This window comes from Streptomyces sp. NPDC090083, from assembly GCF_044747445.1.
Classification (GTDB): domain Bacteria; phylum Actinomycetota; class Actinomycetes; order Streptomycetales; family Streptomycetaceae; genus Streptomyces.
In genome coordinates, this window is the sequence record NZ_JBIVED010000008.1 from 239,915 (window position 1) to 262,232 (window position 22,318).

The 22,318-nt window shown below is 69.3% G+C and carries 15 protein-coding genes; 7 read left to right on the forward strand and 8 right to left on the reverse strand.

Annotated elements, in window-relative coordinates; genetic code table 11:
- Positions 1-81 precede the first annotated feature (81 nt).
- Both dop and arc read right to left on the reverse strand, forming a co-directional pair.
- Complete coding sequence (dop, locus tag ACIPTO_RS27615; RefSeq protein WP_401196477.1) at positions 82-1,593, reverse strand: depupylase/deamidase Dop; 1,512 nt, start codon at positions 1,591-1,593, stop codon at positions 82-84.
- 244 nt (positions 1,594-1,837) lie between these two features.
- Positions 1,838-3,604: a proteasome ATPase gene (gene arc / locus ACIPTO_RS27620; RefSeq protein WP_366321321.1), complete on the reverse strand. Its 1,767-nt coding sequence runs from the start codon at positions 3,602-3,604 to the stop codon at positions 1,838-1,840.
- Between the two features lie 387 nt (positions 3,605-3,991).
- Between arc and ACIPTO_RS27625 the strand changes: the two genes are divergently transcribed.
- Complete coding sequence (locus tag ACIPTO_RS27625) at positions 3,992-4,297, forward strand: ferredoxin (protein WP_366321658.1); 306 nt, start codon at positions 3,992-3,994, stop codon at positions 4,295-4,297.
- A gap of 13 nt (positions 4,298-4,310) precedes the next feature.
- On the opposite strand, the gene ACIPTO_RS27630 is transcribed toward ACIPTO_RS27625, so the two are convergent.
- The 3 genes from ACIPTO_RS27630 to ACIPTO_RS27640 all read right to left on the reverse strand — a co-directional run bounded on the left by ACIPTO_RS27630 (position 4,311) and on the right by ACIPTO_RS27640 (position 7,802).
- Positions 4,311-4,895 (reverse strand): hypothetical protein, encoded by a 585-nt coding sequence (locus ACIPTO_RS27630; protein ID WP_401196479.1) that lies wholly within the window; start codon positions 4,893-4,895, stop codon positions 4,311-4,313.
- A gap of 229 nt (positions 4,896-5,124) precedes the next feature.
- Positions 5,125-6,030 (reverse strand): tRNA (adenine-N1)-methyltransferase, encoded by a 906-nt coding sequence (locus tag ACIPTO_RS27635; protein ID WP_366321325.1) that lies wholly within the window; start codon positions 6,028-6,030, stop codon positions 5,125-5,127.
- Between the two features lie 50 nt (positions 6,031-6,080).
- Positions 6,081-7,802, reverse strand: coding sequence for a site-2 protease family protein (locus ACIPTO_RS27640; RefSeq protein ID WP_401196481.1), 1,722 nt, complete (start codon positions 7,800-7,802; stop codon positions 6,081-6,083).
- Positions 7,803-7,977: 175 nt separating this feature from the next.
- On the opposite strand from ACIPTO_RS27640, the gene ACIPTO_RS27645 reads away from it, so the two are divergent.
- The gene (locus ACIPTO_RS27645) at positions 7,978-9,021 is read left to right on the forward strand and encodes a RecB family exonuclease (protein ID WP_401196484.1); all 1,044 of its coding nucleotides are present in this window, start codon (positions 7,978-7,980) and stop codon (positions 9,019-9,021) included.
- Between the two features lie 261 nt (positions 9,022-9,282).
- Complete coding sequence (locus tag ACIPTO_RS27650; protein ID WP_261702934.1) at positions 9,283-9,954, forward strand: response regulator transcription factor; 672 nt, start codon at positions 9,283-9,285, stop codon at positions 9,952-9,954.
- 328 nt (positions 9,955-10,282) lie between these two features.
- Here ACIPTO_RS27650 and ACIPTO_RS27655 read toward each other — a convergent pair whose 3' ends face one another.
- From ACIPTO_RS27655 to metH, 3 genes are all read right to left on the reverse strand, one after another.
- Entirely contained in the window at positions 10,283-11,887 is a 1,605-nt protein-coding gene (locus ACIPTO_RS27655; protein ID WP_366321331.1) for an ABC transporter substrate-binding protein, read from the reverse strand.
- 424 nt (positions 11,888-12,311) lie between these two features.
- Positions 12,312-13,010, reverse strand: coding sequence for an HAD family hydrolase (locus tag ACIPTO_RS27660; RefSeq protein ID WP_401196487.1), 699 nt, complete (start codon positions 13,008-13,010; stop codon positions 12,312-12,314).
- A 203-nt stretch (positions 13,011-13,213) separates the two neighbouring features.
- Entirely contained in the window at positions 13,214-16,729 is a 3,516-nt protein-coding gene (gene metH / locus ACIPTO_RS27665; protein ID WP_401196490.1) for a methionine synthase, read from the reverse strand.
- 388 nt (positions 16,730-17,117) lie between these two features.
- On the opposite strand from metH, the gene ACIPTO_RS27670 reads away from it, so the two are divergent.
- The 4 genes from ACIPTO_RS27670 to ACIPTO_RS27685 all read left to right on the forward strand — a co-directional run bounded on the left by ACIPTO_RS27670 (position 17,118) and on the right by ACIPTO_RS27685 (position 22,298).
- Positions 17,118-17,891 carry an IclR family transcriptional regulator gene (locus ACIPTO_RS27670; protein WP_366321337.1) on the forward strand — a complete coding sequence of 258 codons (774 nt, stop codon included), beginning with the start codon at positions 17,118-17,120 and terminating at the stop codon, positions 17,889-17,891.
- 379 nt (positions 17,892-18,270) lie between these two features.
- Positions 18,271-19,050 (forward strand): MIP/aquaporin family protein, encoded by a 780-nt coding sequence (locus tag ACIPTO_RS27675; protein WP_366321339.1) that lies wholly within the window; start codon positions 18,271-18,273, stop codon positions 19,048-19,050.
- Positions 19,051-19,133: 83 nt separating this feature from the next.
- Positions 19,134-20,672 carry a glycerol kinase GlpK gene (glpK, locus tag ACIPTO_RS27680; RefSeq protein ID WP_366321341.1) on the forward strand — a complete coding sequence of 513 codons (1,539 nt, stop codon included), beginning with the start codon at positions 19,134-19,136 and terminating at the stop codon, positions 20,670-20,672.
- A 9-nt stretch (positions 20,673-20,681) separates the two neighbouring features.
- On the forward strand, positions 20,682-22,298 hold the full coding sequence (locus tag ACIPTO_RS27685) for a glycerol-3-phosphate dehydrogenase/oxidase (protein ID WP_366321343.1): 1,617 nt from the start codon (positions 20,682-20,684) through the stop codon (positions 22,296-22,298).
- Positions 22,299-22,318: the final 20 nt, after the last annotated feature.

A 22,318-nucleotide genomic window follows, 5' to 3' on the forward strand; every position in this document is an offset into this window, starting at 1 on the left:
TACAACGTACGGCGGCCACCTCGATGATTCCCGGCCACCGGACATTCCACCCTGTCCGGCAGCCCGGATCCGAGGGCCCCGTCAGCCGCCCGACAGGACCCTGACCAGGTCTTCCGCCGTACGACAGCGGTCGAGGAGCTCCTTGACGTGATTACGCGTTCCGCGAAGCGGTTCGAGGGTTGGGACGCGCTGGAGCGAGTCCCGGCCCGGGAGGTCGAAGATCACCGAGTCCCAGGAGGCGGCGGCGACGTCGTCGGCGTACTGCTCCAGGCAGCGGCCGCGGAAGTACGCGCGCGTGTCCTCCGGAGGCGTCGTACGGGCCCGCTCGACCGTGTCCTCGTCCAGCAGGCGCTTGATGCGGCCGCGGGCCACCAGACGGTTGTAGAGGCCCTTCTCGGCCCGCACGTCGGCGTACTGGAGGTCGACGAGCTGCAGCCGGGCCGCGTCCCAGTCGAGGTTGTCGCGGCGCCGGTAGCCCTCCATGAGCTCGCGCTTGGCGACCCAGTCCAGCTCGCCGGCGAGGCTCATCGGGTCGTTCTCCAGGCGGTTGAGCGTGTCCTCCCAGCGGACCAGGACGTCCTTGGTCTGGTCGTCCGCGTCGGAGCCGTAGCGCTCCTCGACGTATTTGCGGGCCAGCTCGAAGTACTCCATCTGGAGCTGGACCGCGGTGAGGGTCCGGCCGCTGCGGAGGGTGACCAGGCGCTTGAGGGTCGGGTCGTGGGAGACCTGGTGGAGGGTGCGGACGGGCTGGTCCACGGCCAGGTCGACGGCGATGAAGCCGTCCTCGATCATGGAGAGGACGAGGGCGGTCGTGCCGAGCTTGAGGTACGTCGAGATCTCGGAGAGGTTCGCATCGCCGATGATCACGTGCAGGCGGCGGTACTTCTCTGCGTCCGCGTGCGGCTCGTCCCGGGTGTTGATGATCGGGCGCTTGAGGGTGGTCTCCAGGCCGACCTCGACCTCGAAGTAGTCGGCGCGCTGGCTGATCTGGAAGCCGTGCTCGTGCCCGTCCTGGCCGATGCCGACGCGGCCCGCTCCGGTGACGACCTGCCGGGAGACGAAGAAGGGCGTCAGATGGCGCACGATGTCCGAGAAGGGGGTCTCCCGCTTCATCAGGTAGTTCTCGTGCGTGCCGTAGGAGGCGCCCTTGTTGTCGGTGTTGTTCTTGTAGAGGTGGATCGGCTGCGCGCCGGGGAGTTGGGCCGCGCGCTCGGCGGCCTCCGCCATGATGCGCTCGCCGGCCTTGTCCCACAGGACGGCGTCCATGGGGTTGGTGACTTCGGGGGAGCTGTACTCCGGGTGTGCGTGGTCGACGTAGAGCCGTGCGCCGTTGGTGAGGATGACATTGGCCAGGCCGATGTCCTCGTCGGTGAGCTGGCTGGAGTCGGCGACCTCCCGGGCGAGGTCGAAGCCTCGCGCGTCCCGCAGCGGGTTCTCCTCCTCGAAGTCCCAGCGGGCCCGCCGGGCCCGGTGCATCGCCGCCGCGTAGGCGTTGACGATCTGGGACGAGGTGAGCATGGCATTGGCGTTGGGGTGGCCGGGGACGGAGATCCCGTACTCCGTCTCGATGCCCATTACTCGCCGTACGGTCATGCGGCCCTCCTTGCCCGGCGGCGCCCTCGGTCGGGGGCACCGCTCAAGTACCGCTGGCGCTCCGGTGCGTGTGCGGTGCCCGTCCCCGCACTGCGCGACTCGGCGGTACCGAAGAGCCTAGAACGGCTTTGCGCTGGTGGGGAGATCATTTGCGTCATTGCCTCGCGCGCCCCTTGTTCGGTCATGGCCTGAAAAACAGTCGGCTGCGGGTACCCGCTCAGGGCACCCGCAGCCGCCCTGTTCTTTACAGGTACTGACCGGTGTTCGCCACCGTGTCGATGGAGCGTCCGGTGTCGGCGCCCTGCTTTCCGGTGATGAGCGTACGGATGTAGACGATCCGTTCACCCTTCTTTCCGGAGATCCGGGCCCAGTCGTCCGGGTTGGTGGTGTTGGGGAGGTCCTCGTTCTCCTTGAACTCGTCCACGCAGGCCTGGAGGAGGTGGGAGACGCGGATGCCCTTCTGCTTGTGGTCGAGGAAGTCCTTGATGGCCATCTTCTTGGCGCGGCCGACGATGTTCTCGATCATGGCGCCGGAGTTGAAGTCCTTGAAGTAGAGGACTTCCTTGTCACCGTTGGCGTAGGTGACCTCCAGGAAGCGGTTCTCCTCGGACTCCGTGTACATGTGTTCCACGGCCGTCTGGATCATGCTCTGGACGGTGGTGGTCTTGTCGTTGCTGTGCTCGCCGACGTCGTCCGGGTGGAGCGGGAGTCGTTCGGTGAGGTACTTGGCGAAGATGTCCTTGGCGGCCTCGGCGTCGGGACGCTCGATCTTGATCTTCACGTCGAGACGGCCGGGGCGCAGGATGGCGGGGTCGATCATGTCCTCGCGGTTCGAGGCGCCGATCACGACCACGTTCTGGAGGCCTTCCACGCCGTCGATCTCGGCGAGCAGCTGGGGGACGATGGTGTTCTCCACGTCCGAGCTGACACCGGAACCACGGGTGCGGAAGAGGGACTCCATCTCGTCGAAGAAGACGATGACGGGGGTGCCCTCGCTGGCCTTCTCACGAGCGCGCTGGAAGACGAGGCGGATCTGCCGCTCGGTCTCTCCGACGTACTTGTTGAGGAGTTCGGGGCCCTTGATGTTGAGGAAGAAGCTCTTGCCGGTGGCCTGTCCGGTGACCTCGGCGACCTTTTTGGCCAGCGAGTTGGCGACGGCCTTGGCGATGAGCGTCTTGCCGCATCCGGGGGGCCCGTAGAGCAGGACGCCCTTGGGCGGCCGCAGTTCGTGCTCCTTGAAGAGGTCGGGGTAGAGGTACGGCAGTTCGACCGCGTCGCGGATCATCTCGATCTGGCCGCCCAGACCGCCGATCTGCTCGTAGCCGATGTCGGGGACCTCTTCGAGGACGAGTTCCTCGACCTCGCTCTTCGGGACGATCTCGTAGACGTAGCCGGAACGGGGTTCCAGCAGCAGGGCGTCGCCGGGGCGGATGGTGATGTCCAGCAGTGGCTCGGCGAGCCGTACCACCCGCTCCTCGTCGGTGTGCCCCACCACGAGGGCGCGTTCGCCGTCCTCGAGGATCTCCTTGAGGGTGACGATGTCGCCGACGCGCTCGTACTCCATGGCCTCGACCACGTTGAGCGCTTCGTTGAGCATTACTTCCTGGCCGCGGCGGAGCTCTTCGAGATCCACGCTTGGGCTGACGTTCACCCGGAGTTTGCGGCCGCCGGTGAAGATGTCCGCGGTGCCGTCCTCGTTGGCCACGAGGAAGACACCGAAGCCGGCCGGCGGCTGTGCGAGCCGGTCGACTTCTTCCTTGAGGGCCACGATCTGGTCGCGGGCCTCACGGAGCGTGTTGGCGAGTCGCTCGTTCTGGGCGGACACTCCGGCCAGATTGGTCTGCAGCTCGACGATCCGCTCTTCGAGAATCCTCGTGTGTCGCGGAGAGTCGGCGAGCTTACGTCGCAGGACGGCGATCTCCTGCTCAAGGTAGGCAATCTGCCCGGACGGGTCGTCGGACCCTCGTCCCGGGCGGATGCCGCGGTTCATGTCGTCGTCGTGGGCTGCCACGGTCCTCACCTCCTCCAAGGGGAGCTGGACGCTTCCAGACCCTACCTGGGTGGGTGTCGATTGAAACCCCTAGATCACAAAGACTGTCAAGGTGTGTCGTCGGTCACCCTGCGCTCTCCCTCACGCCGTGTGGATACCCACTCAACGTGATTCAGAAGCCGACTGTTCCAAGGCCGGGTCGGTCAAAAACCTTCACGGTGGACGTGAGTTGCCGTACGGGCGGGTTCCGCTCCCGGTGGAATCCGGCCGACGGGTATCTGACGGAGAGTGCGCATGCGGACAGTGTCCGCCATGCGGTGGCGTGAAACCTGGGATCGCGGAGAAAGGTCCTCCGGGTGGGCGGAGGTAGGGTCGAACGGAGTTCAACACCCGGCGGAAACAGGAGACATCACCGTGCAGGACGAGGCCGCGGCCGACGGAGAGGCGTTGGAGGTCTGGATCGACCAGGACCTCTGTACCGGCGACGGGATCTGCGTCCAGTACGCCCCCGAGGTCTTCGAACTGGACATCGACGGCCTGGCGTATGTGAAGAGCGCGGACGACGAGCTGCTGCAGGACAAGGGCGCCACCACGCGCGTGCCGCTGCCGTTGCTGGTCGATGTCGTGGACTCCGCCAAGGAGTGTCCGGGTGACTGCATCCATGTGCGCCGGGTCGCGGACCGGGTCGAGGTGTACGGGCCCGACGCGGCCTGAGGGGCCGCGGGGGTCAGACGTTCTGGGCGTTGCCCGGGGTGGAGCGGACGAACGTGCCGTTCTGCCACTGCCACTTGGCGGTCTCTTTCACGTCGGGGCAGCAACTGGGCACGTCGGCCGTCGAGTAGCCGAGCAGTGTGGTGAGCACCGCGCCGTCGCGCACGGCGAGGTCGGTGACGGTCTCGCGGGCCTTCGGGGCGACGAGGGTGGCGACCACGCGCGGCTTGGCGGCGCCCGCGGCCTGGGTGAGGACGTAGACGCCGTCGGGCGGGGTGCCCATGCCGGCGTCGCAGTGGACCACGGCGACCGTTTCCGGCCTGCCGTCGCCGTCGAGGTCCCCGGAGGCTTTCTTCTGTACGACGGCCTTCACGGGGCCGCAGTCGATCGGGAAGGCGACGCCCGCGGTCGAGGGCGCGGAGACTGTGCTGCGCGCGGACTTGTTCTGCGGGCCCGAGGCCTGGGCGGCGTGCGCGGAGTCCGGTTGCAGGCCGGAGGAGAGCGCCACGACGCCGGCGAGTGCCGTGGCGGTGGCGACCCAGTGGATGGGCCGGGTGGTGGTGTGTGCCAGTTCCAGTTCCGGGACGGCGGAGTGCTGCACTAGGAGTGTCTCCTGCGAAGGCTGTGCCGGTGGGGGTGGCCTGCATGGTGCCACACGTCACAGTGCGGGGGAACGGCGGGGTCGACAGTTCGTTCGCACCGTCGCACGGGCGGGTCGCTGGTGGCGGTGCGTCAGAAGAGAGACGCCGTGGCCGGGTTCCGGAGGTCTTCCGGGAACCCGGCCACGGCGTTCGCGCGTTGAGTGCGGCACAGGGCCGCTGGGGTGGGGCTCAGCGGCCGGCTGCGCCACCGGCGGCGTTGGGGCCGTCGTAGTCCTCGCCGTAGGCGCCCTTGGCGGGGCGGCGGCGGCGCATGGGGGGCTCGACTCCGTCCGCGAGGCGGCGGGCGGTGAGGAGGAAGCCGGTGTGGCCGATCATCCGGTGGTCGGGGCGGACGGCGAGGCCCTCGACGTGCCAGTTGCGGAGCATCGTCTCCCAGGCGGTCGGCTCGTTGAAGGAGCCGATCTCGCGGATGGACTCGACGGTCCGCGCGAGCTGGGTGGTGGTCGCGACGTAGCAGCAGAGGATGCCGCCCGGCACGAGGGCCTTGGAGACGGCCTCCAGGCACTCCCAGGGCGCGAGCATGTCGAGGATGACGCGGTCGACGTCCGTGTCGGACAGGTTGTCCTGGAGGTCGCCGACGGTGAGCTGCCAGGCGGGGTGCGGGCCGCCGAAGTAGCGCTCCACGTTCTGCTGGGCGATCTCGGCGAAGTCCTCGCGGCGCTCGTAGGAGTGCAGCATGCCCTGGTCGCCGATGGCGCGCAGCAGGAAGCTGCTGAGCGAGCCGGAGCCGACGCCCGCCTCCACGACGCGGGCGCCGGGGAAGATGTCGGCGAAGGCCAGGATCTGCCCCGCGTCCTTGGGGTAGACCACGGCGGCGCCGCGGGGCATGGACAGGACGTAGTCGGGGAGCAGGGGGCGCAGCGCGAGGTAGGCGACGTTTCCGGTGGTGCGGACAACGCTGCCCTCGGGTGCGCCGATCAGTTCGTCGTGCGGGAAGGAACCCTTGTGGGTGTGGAAATTCTTCCCGGCTTCGAGCGTGAACGTGTAGTGGCGGCCCTTGGGGTCGGTCAGCTGAACCTGGTCCCCGACCTTGAAGGGCCCGCGCCTGCGGGCGGCACCGGTCGGTTCGGACATGTGACCAGCCTACCGGCGTTTGCGGGGGCCGCCGACCACGCGCGCGTGCGTCAGCTGGGGCGGGCCATGGCCTTCACGAAGGCGCGCTCGACGTCGGCGGCGGACAGGACGCCGTAGATCTCGCCGGTCTCCTCGATGACGAGGTACTCGGTGGCGGGGGTGGCGCGCAGGACGTCGAGGAGGTCCTCTCCGGCGAGTTCGGCGGAGACGCGCATGCCGTCGGTGAGGTCCTGGGCGAGGCCGCTGACCGAGACCCAGGGGCGGCGGTGTTCGGGGACACCGACGATGGCGGCCTCGCGGACGAGGGAGAGAGGCTCGCCGTCGGCGTCCACGACGACAAGGGCGCGGGCGCCGGCGGCGTTGGCGCGGCGCAGGGCCTCGGAGAGCGGGGTGTCGGTCTCGACGGGGACCGCGCGGCGGGTGAGGTTGCGGGCGCGGAGTTCCGGGAGGTGTTCGCGGAGGCGGGCCATGCGGAGGCTGTTGCCTGCGCCGGTCCAGATGATCGCGGCGAGGATCGCGGCGAGCAGCGCGTCCGTGACCGTGTCCATGCCGTTGATGTCCTCGGTGTTGGTGCCGAGGACGCCGGTCTGGGTGAGCAGCGGGAGGCCGATGAGGACGGAGACGGCGAGGGCCCGGCCGACCCAGGCGGCGGCGATGGTGCCGCTCATGGGCCTGCCGGTGATCTTCCAGACCACCGCGCGGAGCATGCGGCCGCCGTCGAGGGGCAGGCCGGGCAGGAGGTTGAAGGCGGCCACGATGAGGTTGGAGACCATCAGGCCGGCCAGCAGGACGCCGGGGACGGTGCCGGGTTCCACGGGCAGCATGGCCAGGTAGAAGACGCCCGCGAGGACCAGCGAGAGCAGCGGGCCGACGAAGGCCAGCACGAACTCCCGGCCGGGGGTCTCGGCCTCCTTCTCGATCTCGGAGACACCGCCGAAGAACTGCAGCTGGATGCGCCGGACCGGGAGTTTGAAGCGGAGCGCGGCGACGGTGTGGGCGAGTTCGTGGACCAGGACCGAGCCGTAGAAGGCGACCGCGAAGAAGAGGGCCACGAGGTAGCGGGCGGCGCCGAGTTCGGGCAGGACGCGGTCGAGCTGGCCGCCGAACACCCAGGTGATGAGTGCGGCGACGAGGAACCAGCTGGGCGCGACGTAGACGGGCACGCCAAAGGGCCGTCCCATGAGCAGGCCACCGCCGGGCTCCTTGGGACGCTGCGGGGGCCGTCCCTTGGCGATGCGGGCGTCGGGGCTCGGGGTGTCCTGTCCGGTGTGTTCCGTGTGGGCGTAGGTGTGGTGGGGGGCGAGGTCGTGGTCGTGGGTGCGCTCGTGGCCTGTGGGTTCGGTGGGGCCGGTGGGGCCAGTTGGGGTGCGGTCGGGCTTCGGCTCACCGTTCAGGACGCGCGTCGGGGCGGGCGAGGCGTCAGGCGCGGGGGTGGGGGTGGGGTCCGTGTGGTCCCGGGTGCCGGGGGCTGCGGGCGGCGTGGTTTCGTCCGTGGTCGGCGGGCGGGGCGCGGATTCCGGTTGCGCACGCTCCCCTTCCGTACGGTCCTCCCCCGTACGGTCCTCCGCGGCGGGCTCCGGTGACGCGCTCGCGTCGTCGTGGGCCTCGGGCCGGGTGTCCTCGTGGTTCTGCGGTGTCGTCCCGGCCGCGGTGTCTTCCGGTTGGGATTCGTGGGTGCCGGGGTCGGGGGCCGGGGTGGTGGCACCCGTGGCGTGCTCAGTCGGCTCGTTGGTGCCGGACCGCGGCTGCCCGCTCCCGCCGCTCTCGTCCACGGTGTCCCCTCGTTCGAAGCGTCCTCCGCGCCAGCCGGGCGGAGGGGTCTCGGGTCGATGGTATGCGGCGGTCGTGACGCGTTCCGCCCCGGCACCCCCCGCGTTTCCCCGGCTGTCGCGAGCGCGTCGGCCGGGATCGGGTCACTGTCAGTGGCGGGCCGTAAGGTCTGTGGACATGGAGACCAGTGCGGAGGGCGTCGCGGCGACAGCGGGCGACGAGGGCGCGGCGGCGGAGCCTGCCGTGGCGGTGACGGTGGAGCCGGGGGCGGTGGGCGTGGCCGAGCGCGTCGCCATAGCGCCGGCGTCGTTGTCGCCCTCGCGTGCGAGCGACTTCATGCAGTGCCCGTTGCTGTACCGGTTCCGGGTGATCGACCGGCTGCCGGAGAAGCCCAGCGAGGCGGCGACCAGGGGGACGCTGGTGCACGCGGTGCTGGAGCGGCTCTTCGACGCGCCGGCGACGGAGCGTACGGCGCCGCGGGCCAAGTCGCTGATTCCCGGGCAGTGGGACCGGTTGCGGGAGTCACGGCCGGAGGTCGTGGAGCTGTTCGCCGACGATCCGGAGGGCGAGCGGCTGGCGCGGTGGCTCGGGGAGGCGGAGCGGCTGGTCGAGCGGTGGTTCTCGCTGGAGGACCCGACCCGGCTGGAGCCGGCCGAGCGGGAGATGTTCATCGAGGCCGAGCTGGATTCGGGGCTGAAGCTGCGCGGGATCATCGACCGGGTCGATGTGGCGCCGACGGGTGATGTCCGGATCGTCGACTACAAGACGGGGAAGGCGCCGCGGCCGGAGTACGCCGAGGGCGCGCTGTTCCAGATGAAGTTCTACGCGCTGGTGGTCTGGCGGCTGAAGCAGGTCGTGCCGCGGCGGCTGCAGCTGGTGTATCTGGGCAGCGGGGATGTGGTCACGTACGACCCCGTCGTCGCGGACCTGGAGCGGGTCGAGCGCAAGCTGCTGGCGCTGTGGGAGGCGATCCGACTCGCCACGGAGACCGGCGACTGGCGGCCCCGTCCCACGAAGCTGTGCGGCTGGTGCGACCACCAGGCGGTGTGCCCGGAGTTCGGGGGCACTCCCCCGCCTTATCCGTTGCCGGTACGGAGGGTTGACGAGGGGGCCGGGGTGACGAGCACGGCTTCTGGCCCTGGTTCTGGTTCTGGTTCTGGTTCTGGTTCTGGTTCTGGTTCTGGCGAGGGGACGGTGACTGACGCCGCTGCCGGGGACTAGCGGACGGCGGATCCGGTGAGGTTGCCGCTGACGGAACCCAGCCTCAGCGGAGGGTGTTCGTGCGCGAAGTCCGGACACCCCAAACCCCCGCTCTCAGCGGAGCCCTCGCGCAAGCCGCCCCACCCGGCCGAACCCAGCCCACCCCCACGAGCACGTACCCCCCGCACCTCCACACTTCCGCGACCCCGCCCCCTCAAGCCCGGTCGAGTCGCGGAGCGTCCGGCAGGGCAGAATGGGGCCGGGCTAGCGAAGGAGATTCACGTGGCCATCCGCGTCCTACTGGTCGACGACCAGCCGCTTCTGCGAACCGGGTTCCGGATGATTCTGGAGGCGGAACAGGATCTCGCGGTCGTCGGCGAGGCGGGAGACGGTCTGCAGGCGCTCGACCAGGTGCGGGCGCTGCAGCCCGACGTGGTGCTGATGGACATCCGTATGCCGCGGATGGACGGGGTCGAGGCGACCCGGCAGATCACCGGCCCCGGGCGGGACGGCCCGGCGAAGGTGCTGGTGCTGACCACCTTCGATCTCGATGAGTACGTGGTGGAGGCGTTGCGCGCCGGTGCCAGCGGCTTCCTGCTCAAGGACGCGCCCGCGAACGAACTCGTCCAGGCGATCCGGGTGGTGGCCGCCGGCGAGGCCATGCTCGCGCCGAGCATCACGCGGCGGCTGCTCGACAAGTACGCGGGTCATCTCCCGTCCGGTGACGAGCCGGTGCCGGACACCCTGCACACGCTGACGGACCGTGAGGTCGAGGTGCTGAAGCTGGTGGCGCGCGGGCTGTCGAACGCGGAGATCGCCGCGGACCTGTTCGTCAGCGAGACCACCGTGAAGACGCATGTGGGGCACGTCCTCACCAAGCTGGGCCTGCGCGACCGGGTACAGGCTGCGGTGTACGCGTACGAGAGCGGGTTGGTGCGCCCCGGCGCGCAGTAGCCGCGGCACCGGGTACACCGCGGTCGGCGGTCGGCGGTCGGCGGTCGGCGGTACGTACGAAGAGGGCGCCCCTTCCTGACAGGGGCGCCCTCTTCCGTGTGTGCGGGCGGTCGCGCCCGGGGCACAGCCCTCGCCGAGAGGCCGGGCCAGCCCGGCAGGCCCAACAGACCCGGCAGGCCCAACTGGCCACTGGGCAATGGGCAATGGGCAATCAGCAGTGGCCAGCCTCGCCGTGGATCGGCGGGACTGGCCACTGGTCGAGCTGGTTCAGCTGGTTCGGCGTGTGTGTCGCCGGATCAGCTCATCCGGACCCCGGCGGTCGGCCGCGTCAGTTCCCCACGCCTCGGCCCAGCTCCCAGAGCTGAAGCGTCGAGGAGGAGTTGAGGACGTACGCGGTGCCCGTCACGTCGTCGCGGGCGGCGACGTACTGCTTGCCCTGCCAGAGCGGGATCAGCGGGACGTCGGAGGCGACGATGTCCTGGATGGCCGTGAGGCTCTTGGACGCGGCGAGCCGGTCGGCCTCGCGGCGGGACTCCGGGATCAGGGTGTTCATGATCTTGGTGTTGGCGTACGGCGAGCCGAGGGTGTTGTCCTTGTCCAGGAACGGCGCGAGGTAGTTGTCGGCGTCGGGGAAGTCGGGGAACCAGCCCATCCCGTAGACGTCGTACTTGCCCTTCTGCTCGGCCGGACGGAACGTCGACCAGGCGGTGCCCTGGATGCTGACGTCGAACAGGCCGCTGGCGTTCAGCTGCTTCTGGAGCTGCTGGAACTCTTCCTTGGTGGCCGAGCCGTAGTGGTCGGTCGTGTAGTGCAGGGTCAGCTTCACCGGGGTGGTGATGTTGGCCTGCTCCATCATGGTGCGGGCCTTGGCGACGCTCGGGTCGCCGTACTTGTTGAAGAACGAGTTCGAGTGGCCGGTGATGGTCGCCGGGACCATCGAGTAGAGCGGCTCGGCCTCGGTGCCGTAGACCTTGGAGACGAGTTCGCCGCGGTCGATGATCTGGGCCATCGCCTCGCGTACGGCCTTCGACTTCACGGTCTCGGCGTTGGTGTTGAAGCCGAGGTAGCGGATTTCGAGGCCGGGCATCTCGACGAGGTCGACGTCGCCGTCCGTGTCGTCGCTGAGCTTCTGGATCTGCTCGGGCGTCATGCTGCGCGTCATGACGTCGATGTCGCCCTTGTTGATCGCGTTGCCCATGGCGTCGGCGTCGGCGAAGGTGCGCATCTCGACCTTGTTGTTGTTCACCTTCAAGGCACCCTTGTAATTGGGGTTCTTGGTGAACGTGGCCGTGGTGATCGCGTTGTCCTTCTCGGAGACCGAGAGGGTGTACGGGCCCGAGCCGTCGACGGCGAAACCGTCGCGCAGTTTGTCCTTCTGGTAGTCGTCCGGGTTCACGATGCCGGCGACCGGAGTGGACAGCTTGTACGGGAACGTGGCGTCGGCCGTCTTCAGGTGGAAGATGACCTCGCGGTCGCCCTGGGTCTCGACGGTGTCGACGGTGGACAGCAGGGCGAACACACCGCTGTCGGCCTTGATCCGCATCGCACGGTCGATGGAGTACTTCACGTCCTCCGCGGTGATCTTGTCGCCGTTGGCGAACTTGAGACCGTCGCGCAGGGTGCAGGCGTAGCGCTCGTTGCCGGTGTCGGTGAAGCCGCACTTCTCGGCGGCCTCGGGCACCGGGTCGCCCTCGCCCTTGGGCTGGGTCATCAGGGTCTGCACGGTCTGGCGCAGGATGTTCCAGGTGCCGACGTCGTAGGCGTAGGCGGGGTCGAGCGGCGCCGGAGCGTCCTTCGTCGCCTCGAACCGGTCCGTGGTGCCGACGATGATCGCATCGCCGCTTGAACTCCCGCTGCCGGAACCGCCACAGGCGGCGAGCACCGGCGCGAGCAGGCCGACAACGGCCGGCAGCACCAAAGTCTTGCGGTTCATGCTCGAGTTTCTCCAGAGCTGATCGAGTCCGTGTATCCGGCATGCATGGGGTGGGGATGCCGATCACGGGGATAAGGGCGATGTTCTCGCGTTGAGATTAGTCCGGACCCGCACCGGGGTTCACGGCCACCGTAGTTGAGTTCCCATCACGCTGCGGAACCGGCTGCGGACAGACCGAAAACCCACCGAGGGAAGGATTAGTGCAGGGTTTCACCAATCGGGACACAAGGGTGCGCGATCGGCCTCAGAAATGGGGTGAACAGCACAGGGCGGCGACGATGTCGACCCTCCTACGCGTGGTGAACCTCACACCCGTCAACTCGGCTGGAGCGCATGGGAATTCGACCGGTCGATCACGTCCGAATTCCATTCCCATTGGCCTGATCGGACTTTGCACGCTCGGTGAACGGTTGATGCATTTCCGTCATCGGTCGGCCATCAGTCCGCGCAGAAATGCCAGGTCGACGACCTCCAGCGAGGGGACGACGGTGCGCCGGTCGGCCGGTGCGATGGGCGCCACGGACGGCACGGCGACCACCAGGCAGCCCGCCGCCTCGGCCGCCGCGACACCGGTCGCGGTGTCCTCCACGACGGCACAGCGGGCCGGGTCGACGCCCAGTCCCGCCGCGGCGAGGAGGTACGGGTCGGGGTACGGCTTGGTGCGGGCGACCTCGTCGCCGGCGATCGTCAGCGTGAAGTGCTGCGGGCCGAGGAGGGTCAGGACGCGGTCGATGATGCGCCGGTGGGAGGCGGAGACGAGGGCCGTGGGGATCTCGTACTCGGCGAGTTCGGCCAGGAGTCTCGCGGCGCCCGGCATCAGCGGCAGGGCGCGTCCGATGCGGTCCTCGAAGCCGGAGTTGAGCAGGACGGACAGCTCGGCGAGGGTGATGTCGGCGCCGGTGGCCTCGATCAGGAAGCCGGCGCTGCGCGTCATCGGGCCGCCGACCACGACATGGCGCCAGGAGTCGTCGAGGGTGTGTCCGAGGGCGGCGAAGACCTCGACCTCGACGTCCCACCAGAAGCCCTCGGTGTCCACCAGGGTGCCGTCCATGTCGAGGAGTACGGCCTGGAGAGCGGAGCCTTCGGCCGTACGGGTTCCGAGCGCGGGGACCGTGCTGGTCATCCTGGCGCACCTCCTTGAGGGACGATCAGGCCGGCCGCCTCTTTTTCACAGAGAGGCGACCGGCCTGCGGTGGACCGACCAGTGTACGACTTATCCGATCAATGCGCTTGCCCGTTCCAGCGCGCCTCCAGTGCGGCGCGCGGGTCCGGTCGGCGGGCCTGTGCGGATCCGCGGGCCTGTACCGAGCGGCGGGCCCGCGCGGTTCAGCGGGCGTTGAAGTACTTCGCCTCCGGGTGGTGGATGACGATCGCGTCCGTGGACTGCTCCGGGTGCAGCTGGAACTCCTCGGAGAGGTGGACGCCGATGCGCTCCGGCTCCAGCAGGGCGGCGATCTTCGCGCGGTCCTCCAGGTCGGGGCAGGCGCCGTAGCCGAGGGAGAAGCGGGCGCCCCGGTACTTGAGGGCGAACATGTCCTCGACGTCGGTGGGGTCCTCGCCGGCGAAGCCGAGTTCGGAGCGCACGCGCGCGTGCCAGTACTCGGCGAGCGCCTCCGCCAACTGGACGGAGAGGCCGTGCAGTTCGAGGTAGTCGCGGTAGGAGTTCGACTCGAAGAGCTTGGCGGTCTCCTCGCCGATGCGGTTGCCCACGGTGACGATCTGGAAGCCGACGACGTCGGTCTCGCCGGTCTCCTCGGGACGGAAGAAGTCCGCCAGACAGAGGCGGCGGCCACGGCGCTGGCGCGGGAACGTGAAGCGGGTGCGCTCGTTGCCCTCGTCGTCCAGGATGATCAGGTCGTCGTCCTTGGAGACGCACGGGAAGTAGCCGTAGACGACGGCCGCTTCGAGGAGGTTGTCGGTCTGGAGCTTGTCCAGGAGGCCGCGCAGGCGCGGGCGGCCCTCGGTCTCGACGAGTTCCTCGTAGGTCGGGCCGTCGCCGGTGCGGGCCTGCTTGAGGCCCCACTGGCCCTTGAAGAGGGCGCCCTCGTCGAGCCAGGACGCGTACTCCTTGAGCTGGATGCCCTTGATGACCCGGGTGCCGCGGAAGGGCGCCTCGGGGATCGGGTTGTCGACGGCGACGTCCGAGCGGACGTGGCCCTCCTCGGGGCGCTCCTCGACCTCCACGGCCGCGCTCGCCCGCACCCGGCGCTGCTTCAGCTCGGGCAGCTTCGCGCCGGGCACGCCCCGCTTGACGCCGATGAGGGCGTCCATCAGGCGCAGGCCCTCGAACGCGTCGCGGGCGTAGCGGACTTCGCCCTCGTAGATCTCGTGCAGGTCCTGCTCGACGTAGGCCCTCGTCAGCGCGGCGCCGCCCAGGATGACCGGGTAGTCGGCGGCCATCTTGCGCTGGTTGAGCTCCTGGAGGTTCTCCTTCATGATCACCGTGGACTTGACCAGGAGGCCCGACATGCCGATGACGTCCGCGCGGTGTTCCTCGGCGGCCTCCAGGATCGCGGAGACGGGCTGCTTGATGCCGAGGTTGACGACGTTGTAGCCGTTGTTGGACAGGATGATGTCGACGAGGTTCTTGCCGATGTCGTGGACGTCGCCGCGCACCGTGGCGAGCACGATGGTGCCCTTGCCCTCGGCGTCCGACTTCTCCATGTGCGGCTCCAGGTAGGCGACCGCGGTCTTCATGACCTCGGCGGACTGGAGCACGAACGGCAGCTGCATCTGCCCGGAGCCGAAGAGTTCGCCGACGACCTTCATGCCGTCCAGGAGCGTCTCGTTGACGATGTCCAGGGCGGGGCGGGTCTCCAGCGCGGCGGAGAGGTCGTCCTCCAGGCCGTTCTTCTCGCCGTCGATGATGCGCCGCTTGAGCCGTTCGTCCAGCGGGAGGGCGGCCAGTTCCTCGGCCCTGCCCGCCTTGAGGGACTTGGTGGTGGCGCCCTCGAAGAGGGCCATCAGCTTCTGGAGGGGGTCGTAGCCCTCGGCGCGGCGGTCGTAGATGAGGTCGAGGGCGGTGGTGACCTGTTCCTCGTCGAAGCGGGCGATCGGGAGGATCTTCGAGGCGTGCACGATCGCGGAGTCGAGGCCCGCCTTGACGCATTCGTCGAGGAAGACGGAGTTGAGCAGGACGCGAGCGGCCGGGTTGAGGCCGAAGGAGATGTTCGAGAGGCCCAGCGTGGTCTGCACGTCCGGGTGGGCGCTCTTGAGGCGGCGGATCGCCTCGATGGTGGCGATGCCGTCGCCGCGGGACTCCTCCTGGCCGGTGCAGATGGTGAAGGTCAGGGTGTCGATGAGGATGTCCGACTCCTGGATGCCCCAGTTCGTCGTCAGGTCCTCGATCAGCCGCTCGGCGATGGCGACCTTGTGCTCGGGGGTACGGGCCTGGCCCTGCTCGTCGATGGTCAGCGCGATGAGCGCGGCGCCGTGCTCCTGGGCGAGCCGGGTGACCTTCGCGAAGCGGGACTCGGGGCCGTCGCCGTCCTCGTAGTTGACGGAGTTGATGACCGCACGGCCGCCGAGCTTCTCCAGCCCGGCCCGGATGACCGGGACTTCGGTGGAGTCGAGGACGATCGGCAGGGTGGAGGCGGTGGCGAAGCGGCCGGCGAGTTCCTCCATGTCGGCGACGCCGTCGCGGCCGACGTAGTCCACGCAGAGGTCCAGCATGTGGGCGCCCTCGCGGATCTGGTCGCGGGCCATCTCCACGCAGTCGTCCCAGCGGCCGTCGAGCATGGCCTCGCGGAACTTCTTCGAGCCGTTGGCGTTGGTGCGCTCGCCGATCGCCATGTAGGCGGTGTCCTGGCGGAACGGGACCGTCTGGTAGAGGGAGGCGGCGCCCGGTTCGGGCTGCGGCCGGCGCTCGGTGGGCGTGGCCTCGCGGACCCGCTCGACGAGCTGGCGCAGGTGCTCGGGGGTGGTGCCGCAGCAGCCGCCGACGAGGTTCAGGCCGTAGTCGTGGACGAAGTGTTCCTGCGCGTCGGCCAGGCCCTCGGGGTCGAGCGGGAAGTGGGCGCCGTCCTTGGTGAGGATGGGCAGGCCCGCGTTCGGCATGCAGAGCAGCGGGGTGCGCGAGTGGCGGGCGAGATAGCGCAGGTGCTCGCTCATCTCGGCGGGGCCGGTCGAGCAGTTGAGGCCGATCATGTCGATGCCGAGGGGTTCCAGCGCGGTGAGCGCGGCGCCGATCTCGGAGCCGAGCAGCATGGTGCCGGTGGTCTCGAAGGCCATGGAGACCAGCAGGGGTACGTCGACGCCGGTCGCCTCCATGGCGCGGCGGGCGCCCAGGATCGACGACTTGGTCTGCAGGAGGTCCTGGGTGGTCTCGACGATCAGGGCGTCGGCGCCGCCGGCGAGCAGGCCCTCGGCGTTGGCCTGGAAGCCGTCGCGGAGGGTGCCGTAGCCGATGTGGCCGAGGGTGGGCAGCTTGGTGCCGGGGCCGATGGAGCCGAGGACCCAGCGCTGGCGGCCGTCGCGGGCGGTGAAGTCGTCGGCGGTCTCGCGGGCGATGCGGGCGCCGGCCGCGGAGAGTTCGTGGACGCGCTCGGGGATGTCGTACTCGGCCATCGCGGAGTGGTTGGCGCCGAAGGTGTTCGTCTCGACGCAGTCGACACCGGCGCCGAAGTACTCCTCGTGGACCGAGCGCACGATGTCGGGGCGGGTGACGTTCAGGATCTCGTTGCAGCCTTCGAGGTTCTCGAAGTCGTCGAGCGTGGGGTCCTGTGCCTGGAGCATGGTGCCCATGGCTCCGTCGGCGACCACCACCCGGGTGGCGAGGGCCTCTCGGAGCGCGGACACACGGGTCCGGCTGTCGGCAGAAGGGGTCAGTGGCGACGAGGCCATGAAGGGGCTCCCTGGAGTGCGACGGCTGTCGGCTTTGCGGCTTCCCGGGGAACCTCTCACGGAACTCGCCGGGGAGCGTGCACGTCGCCAGAGTAACGGGGCCGGAGGGGAGGATGCTCGAAGCGTCCATGAGACGGACCGGAGGACGGGGACGCCGACCGGGGTGACGGGCGGATCAACCCCCGTCTAGGTTCTCGCGTCGAGGGACGTAACAGGAATCGACCGACCATTAGCGAGAGGTCGGCATCGACCGGTAGTGTTCGACATTGCCGAACGACGGCAGCGGCCATGCTTGTCAGCGACTGTCAGTGTCTGTCAGTGGTTGGCAGCGGCCGGCACCAGTTGCCAGCGGTCGTCGACGGTCGAACGGGACGGAGGCAGTACGGCGATGGCACGGAACATCCAGTCGCTCGAACGGGCGGCCGCGATGCTGCGCCTGCTCGCGGGCGGCGAGCGACGACTCGGCCTCTCGGACATCGCCTCGTCGCTCGACCTCGCCAAGGGCACGGCCCACGGCATCCTGCGCACCCTCCAGCAGGAGGGTTTCGTCGAGCAGGACGACGCTTCCGGGCGCTACCAGCTCGGCGCCGAACTGCTGCGCCTGGGCACCACGTATCTCGACGTCCACGAACTGCGGGCCCGCGCCCTGGTGTGGACGGACGACCTGGCCCGCTCCAGCGGCGAGAGCGTGCACCTGGGAGTGCTGCACCAGCAGGGCGTCCTGATCGTGCACCACGTCTTCCGGCCCGACGACAGCCGGCAGGTCCTGGAGATCGGCGCCATGCAGCCGCTGCACTCCACGGCCCTGGGCAAGGTCCTGTCGGCCTACGACCCGGTCGCGCACAGCGAGGCCCTGGAGGCCGACCGCAAGCCCTTCACCGACCGCACGGTGTCCGTCCTGGCCGACTTCGAGCGGATCCTCGACGTGACCCGCGCGCGTGGGTACGCGGCCGACGTCGAGGAGACCTGGGAGGGCGTCGCGTCCATCGCCGCGCCCATCCACGACCGGCGGCGCATGCCGGTCGGCGCGGTCGGGATCACCGGCGCCGTGGAGCGGCTGTGCCGGCCCGACGAGGAGGGCGCGCTGCGCCCCGAACTGATCGCCGCGGTACGGGACTGCGCCCGCGCGGTGTCGCGGGATCTCGGCGCCGGACGGTTCTGAGCTCAGCGGATTCACAGCGGGATCTCACCGGGACGTCATGCGGACGTTCCGGTATCAGTCGTACCCTGAATGACAAAGTCGGCTAAAACGCCAAATCGCCACACACGGTGTCTGTTTGATCGCCGTCCGCTCCGACCGCGGGATCGATAGTCCAGAGCAATCAATAACGATCGCGTTTTCAATAACAGCACTCTTGACGCGCCCGTAACCTCGGGACAAGACTCCCGTCCATCGGTCGGCATTGTCGAACACCTACCGGCAATACGCGCTAGAGTGTGGCAACGCCAAAGGCCGGCATCGCTCTCACCCCCGAGGGCGCACGAATCCCCGGCGGGACCCGGGGTTCGGCTTCCCTGGACGAAGGACAAAGGAGTCGCGGGTGTCCAGCTCCGACATCTTCATCGGCGAGACCATAGGTACCGCCATACTCATCCTGCTGGGCGGTGGCGTCTGCGCCGCCGTCACGCTGAAGGCCTCCAAGGCCCGTGCCGCCGGCTGGCTCGCCATCGCCTTCGGGTGGGGCTTCGCCGTCATGACGGCCGTCTACATCTCGGGTCCGCTCTCCGGAGCCCACCTCAACCCCGCCGTGACCCTCGCCCTCGCGATCGAGAACGGCGGCTGGAAGAACGTCCCGATCTACTGGGCCGGGCAGCTGCTCGGCGCCATGATCGGCGCGACCCTCGTCTGGGTGGCCTACTACGGACAGTTCCAGGCCCACCTCACCGACAAGGAGATCGTCGGCGAGCCGGCGGTCAAGGCCGTCGAGGCCGAGGAGAAGGGCGCCGGCCCGGTCCTGGGCATCTTCTCCACGGGCCCGGAGATCCGGAACGTCTGGCAGAACCTCGCCACGGAGATCATCGGCACCATCGTGCTGCTCCTCGCGGTCCTCACCCAGGGTCTCAACGACAAGGGCAACGGCCTCGGCGTCCTCGGCGGGCTGATCACGGCCTTCGTCGTGGTCGCCATCGGCCTCTCCCTCGGTGGCCCGACCGGCTACGCGATCAACCCGGCCCGTGACCTCGGTCCGCGCATCGTGCACGCCCTGCTCCCCCTGCCCAACAAGGGAGGGTCCGACTGGAGCTACGCCTGGATCCCGGTCGTCGGTCCGCTGATCGGCGGCGCGATCGCTGCGGGCATCTACCACGTCGCCTTTGCTTAGAACCGGCCGAGAACCGGTACTCCGAGCACTGAAGCAGCTGTAGAACCAGTCCTCATGATCACGGAACCCCTCAGGAGCACACAGTGACCGACGCGCACACCGCCGGACCGTTCATCGCGGCCATCGACCAGGGCACGACCTCCAGCCGTTGCATCGTCTTCGACCGGGACGGCCGTATCGTCTCCGTCGACCAGAAGGAGCACGAGCAGATCTTCCCGAAGCCGGGCTGGGTCGAGCACAACGCCACCGAGATCTGGACCAACGTCCAGGAAGTCGTCGCCTCCGCCATCGAGAAGGCGGGCATCACCCGCGACGACATCAAGGCCATCGGCATCACCAACCAGCGTGAGACCACGCTGCTGTGGGACAAGAACACCGGTGAGCCCGTCCACAACGCCATCGTCTGGCAGGACACCCGCACCGACGCCCTCTGCAAGGAGCTGGGCCGCAACGTCGGCCAGGACCGCTTCCGCCGCGAGACGGGCCTCCCCCTCGCCTCGTACTTCGCCGGGCCCAAGGCCCGCTGGCTGCTCGACAACGTCGACGGCCTGCGCGAGCGCGCCGAGGCGGGCGACATCCTCTTCGGCACCATGGACAGCTGGGTCATCTGGAACCTGACGGGCGGTGTGAACGGCGGCAAGCACTACACCGACGTCACCAACGCCTCCCGCACCATGCTGATGAACCTGCACACCCTGGAGTGGGACGACAAGATCGCCGAGTCCATCGGTGTCCCGATGAACATGCTCCCGGAGATCCGCTCCTCCGCCGAGGTCTACGGCGAGGTCACCGGCGGGCGCCTGGGCGACCTGCTCGGCGGCATCCCGGTCGCCTCCGCGCTCGGCGACCAGCAGGCGGCCCTGTTCGGCCAGACCTGTTTCGCCGAGGGCGAGGCCAAGTCCACGTACGGCACCGGCACCTTCATGCTGATGAACACCGGCGAGAAGATCATCAACTCCTACTCGGGCCTGCTGACCACGGTCGGCTACCGGATCGGCGACGAGGCGCCGGTCTACGCCCTGGAGGGCTCGATCGCCGTCACCGGTTCGCTGGTGCAGTGGATGCGCGACCAGATGGGCCTCATCTCCACCGCAGCCGAGATCGAGACCCTCGCGCTCTCGGTCGAGGACAACGGCGGCGCCTACTTCGTGCCGGCCTTCTCCGGTCTGTTCGCCCCGTACTGGCGCTCCGACGCCCGCGGTGTGATCGCCGGTCTGACCCGGTACGTCACCAAGGCGCACCTCGCGCGTGCCGTCCTGGAGGCCACCGCCTGGCAGACCCGTGAGATCACGGACGCCATGACGAAGGACTCCGGCGTCGAGCTGACCGCGCTCAAGGTCGACGGCGGCATGACCTCCAACAACCTGCTGATGCAGACCCTCGCCGACTTCCTGGACGCCCCCGTGGTGCGCCCGATGGTCGCCGAGACCACCTGCCTCGGTGCCGCCTACGCCGCCGGCCTGGCCGTCGGCTTCTGGACCAGCACCGACGACCTGCGCGCCAACTGGCGCCGGGCCGCCGAGTGGACCCCCAACATGGACGCGGCGAAGCGCGACCGTGAGTACAAGAGCTGGCTCAAGGCCGTGGAGCGGACCATGGGCTGGCTCGAGGACGAGGAGTAAGAACCCCACATGACCAGTCAGTCCACCCTGCAGTCCGTACCTGCCCTCGGTACGCACCCGGCCTCCGGCTCGAACCCGAGCCGGGCCGAGACCCGGGAGCAGCTCTCCAAGGCGACGTACGACCTCCTCGTCATCGGCGGCGGCATCCTGGGCATCTCCACCGCCTGGCACGCCGCGCAGTCCGGGCTGCGGGTGGCCCTGGTCGACGCCGGCGACTTCGCCGGCGCCACCTCCTCCGCCTCCTCCAAGCTCCTCCACGGCGGTCTGCGCTACCTGCAGACCGGCGCGGTGAAGCTGGTGGCGGAGAACCACTTCGAACGCCGCGCGGTCTCCCGCCAGGTGGCTCCCCACCTGGCGAACCCGCTGACGTTCTACCTGCCCGTGTACAAGGGCGGTCCGCACGGTGCGGCGAAGCTCGGGGCGGGCGTGTTCGCCTACTCCGCGCTCTCCGCGTTCGGCGACGGCGTCGGCCACCTCCTGTCGCCCGCGAAGGCGGCGCAGGACGTGCCCGAGCTGCGCACCCAGAACCTCAAGGCCGTGGCCGTGTACGGCGACGACCAGATGAACGACGCCCGCATGGCGCTGATGACGGTCCGCGCGGCCGTCGAGGCGGGCGCTGTCGTGCTCAACCACGCCGAGGTCACCGGCCTGCGCTTCACCCAGGGCCGGGTGACCGGCGCGGAGCTGCGCGACACCACCTCCGGCGACGAGTTCGGCGTGAGCGCCCGGCTGGTGCTCAACGCGACCGGCCCGTGGGTCGACCACCTGCGCAGGATGGAGGACCCGAACGCGGCGCCGTCCATCCGCCTGTCGAAGGGCGCGCACCTGGTCCTGAAGCGGACGTCCCCGTGGAAGGCCGCTCTCGCCACCCCCATCGACAAGTACCGCATCACCTTCGCCCTGCCCTGGGAGGACATGCTGCTGCTCGGCACGACCGACGAGGAGTTCGAGGGCGACCCCGCGGACGTCTCGGTCACCGAGAAGGACATCTCCCAGATCCTGGACGAGGCCGCGTTCTCGGTCCGTGACCAGCAGCTCTCCCGTGACCTGATCACGTACTCCTTCGCGGGCCTCCGTGTGCTGCCGGGCGGTCCCGGCGACACCGCGAAGGCCAAGCGCGAGACGGTCGTGACCGAGGGCAAGGGCGGCATGCTGTCCGTCGCGGGCGGCAAGTGGACGACGTTCCGGCACATCGGCCGTACGGTCATGCAGAAGCTGGAGGCCCTTCCGGGCCGCCCGCTCGGCGAGGACTTCGAGCCGATCTCCTCCCTCCCGAAGAAGCTCCCGCTCCCCGGCGTCGCCAACCCGCGCGCGGTCGCCCACCGCCTGCTGGTCGACAACCCGGCACCGGGCCCGCGCATGGCCGCCGACACGGCGAAGCACCTGGCCACGCACTACGGCTCCCTGGCCTTCGACATCGCCCGGCTGGCCAACGAGGACCCGGAGCTGGGCCGGCGCGTGCACCCCGACGCCCCCGAGATCTGGGCGCAGGTCGTCTACGCCCGCGACCACGAGTGGGCCGAGACCCAGGACGACGTCCTGCGCCGCCGCACCACCCTCACGATCCGCGGCCTGGCCACGGACGAGGTCCGCGCGAAGGTGCAGGACCTGCTCGACAAGAAGTAGGCGGCACGGCACTGAAGGGG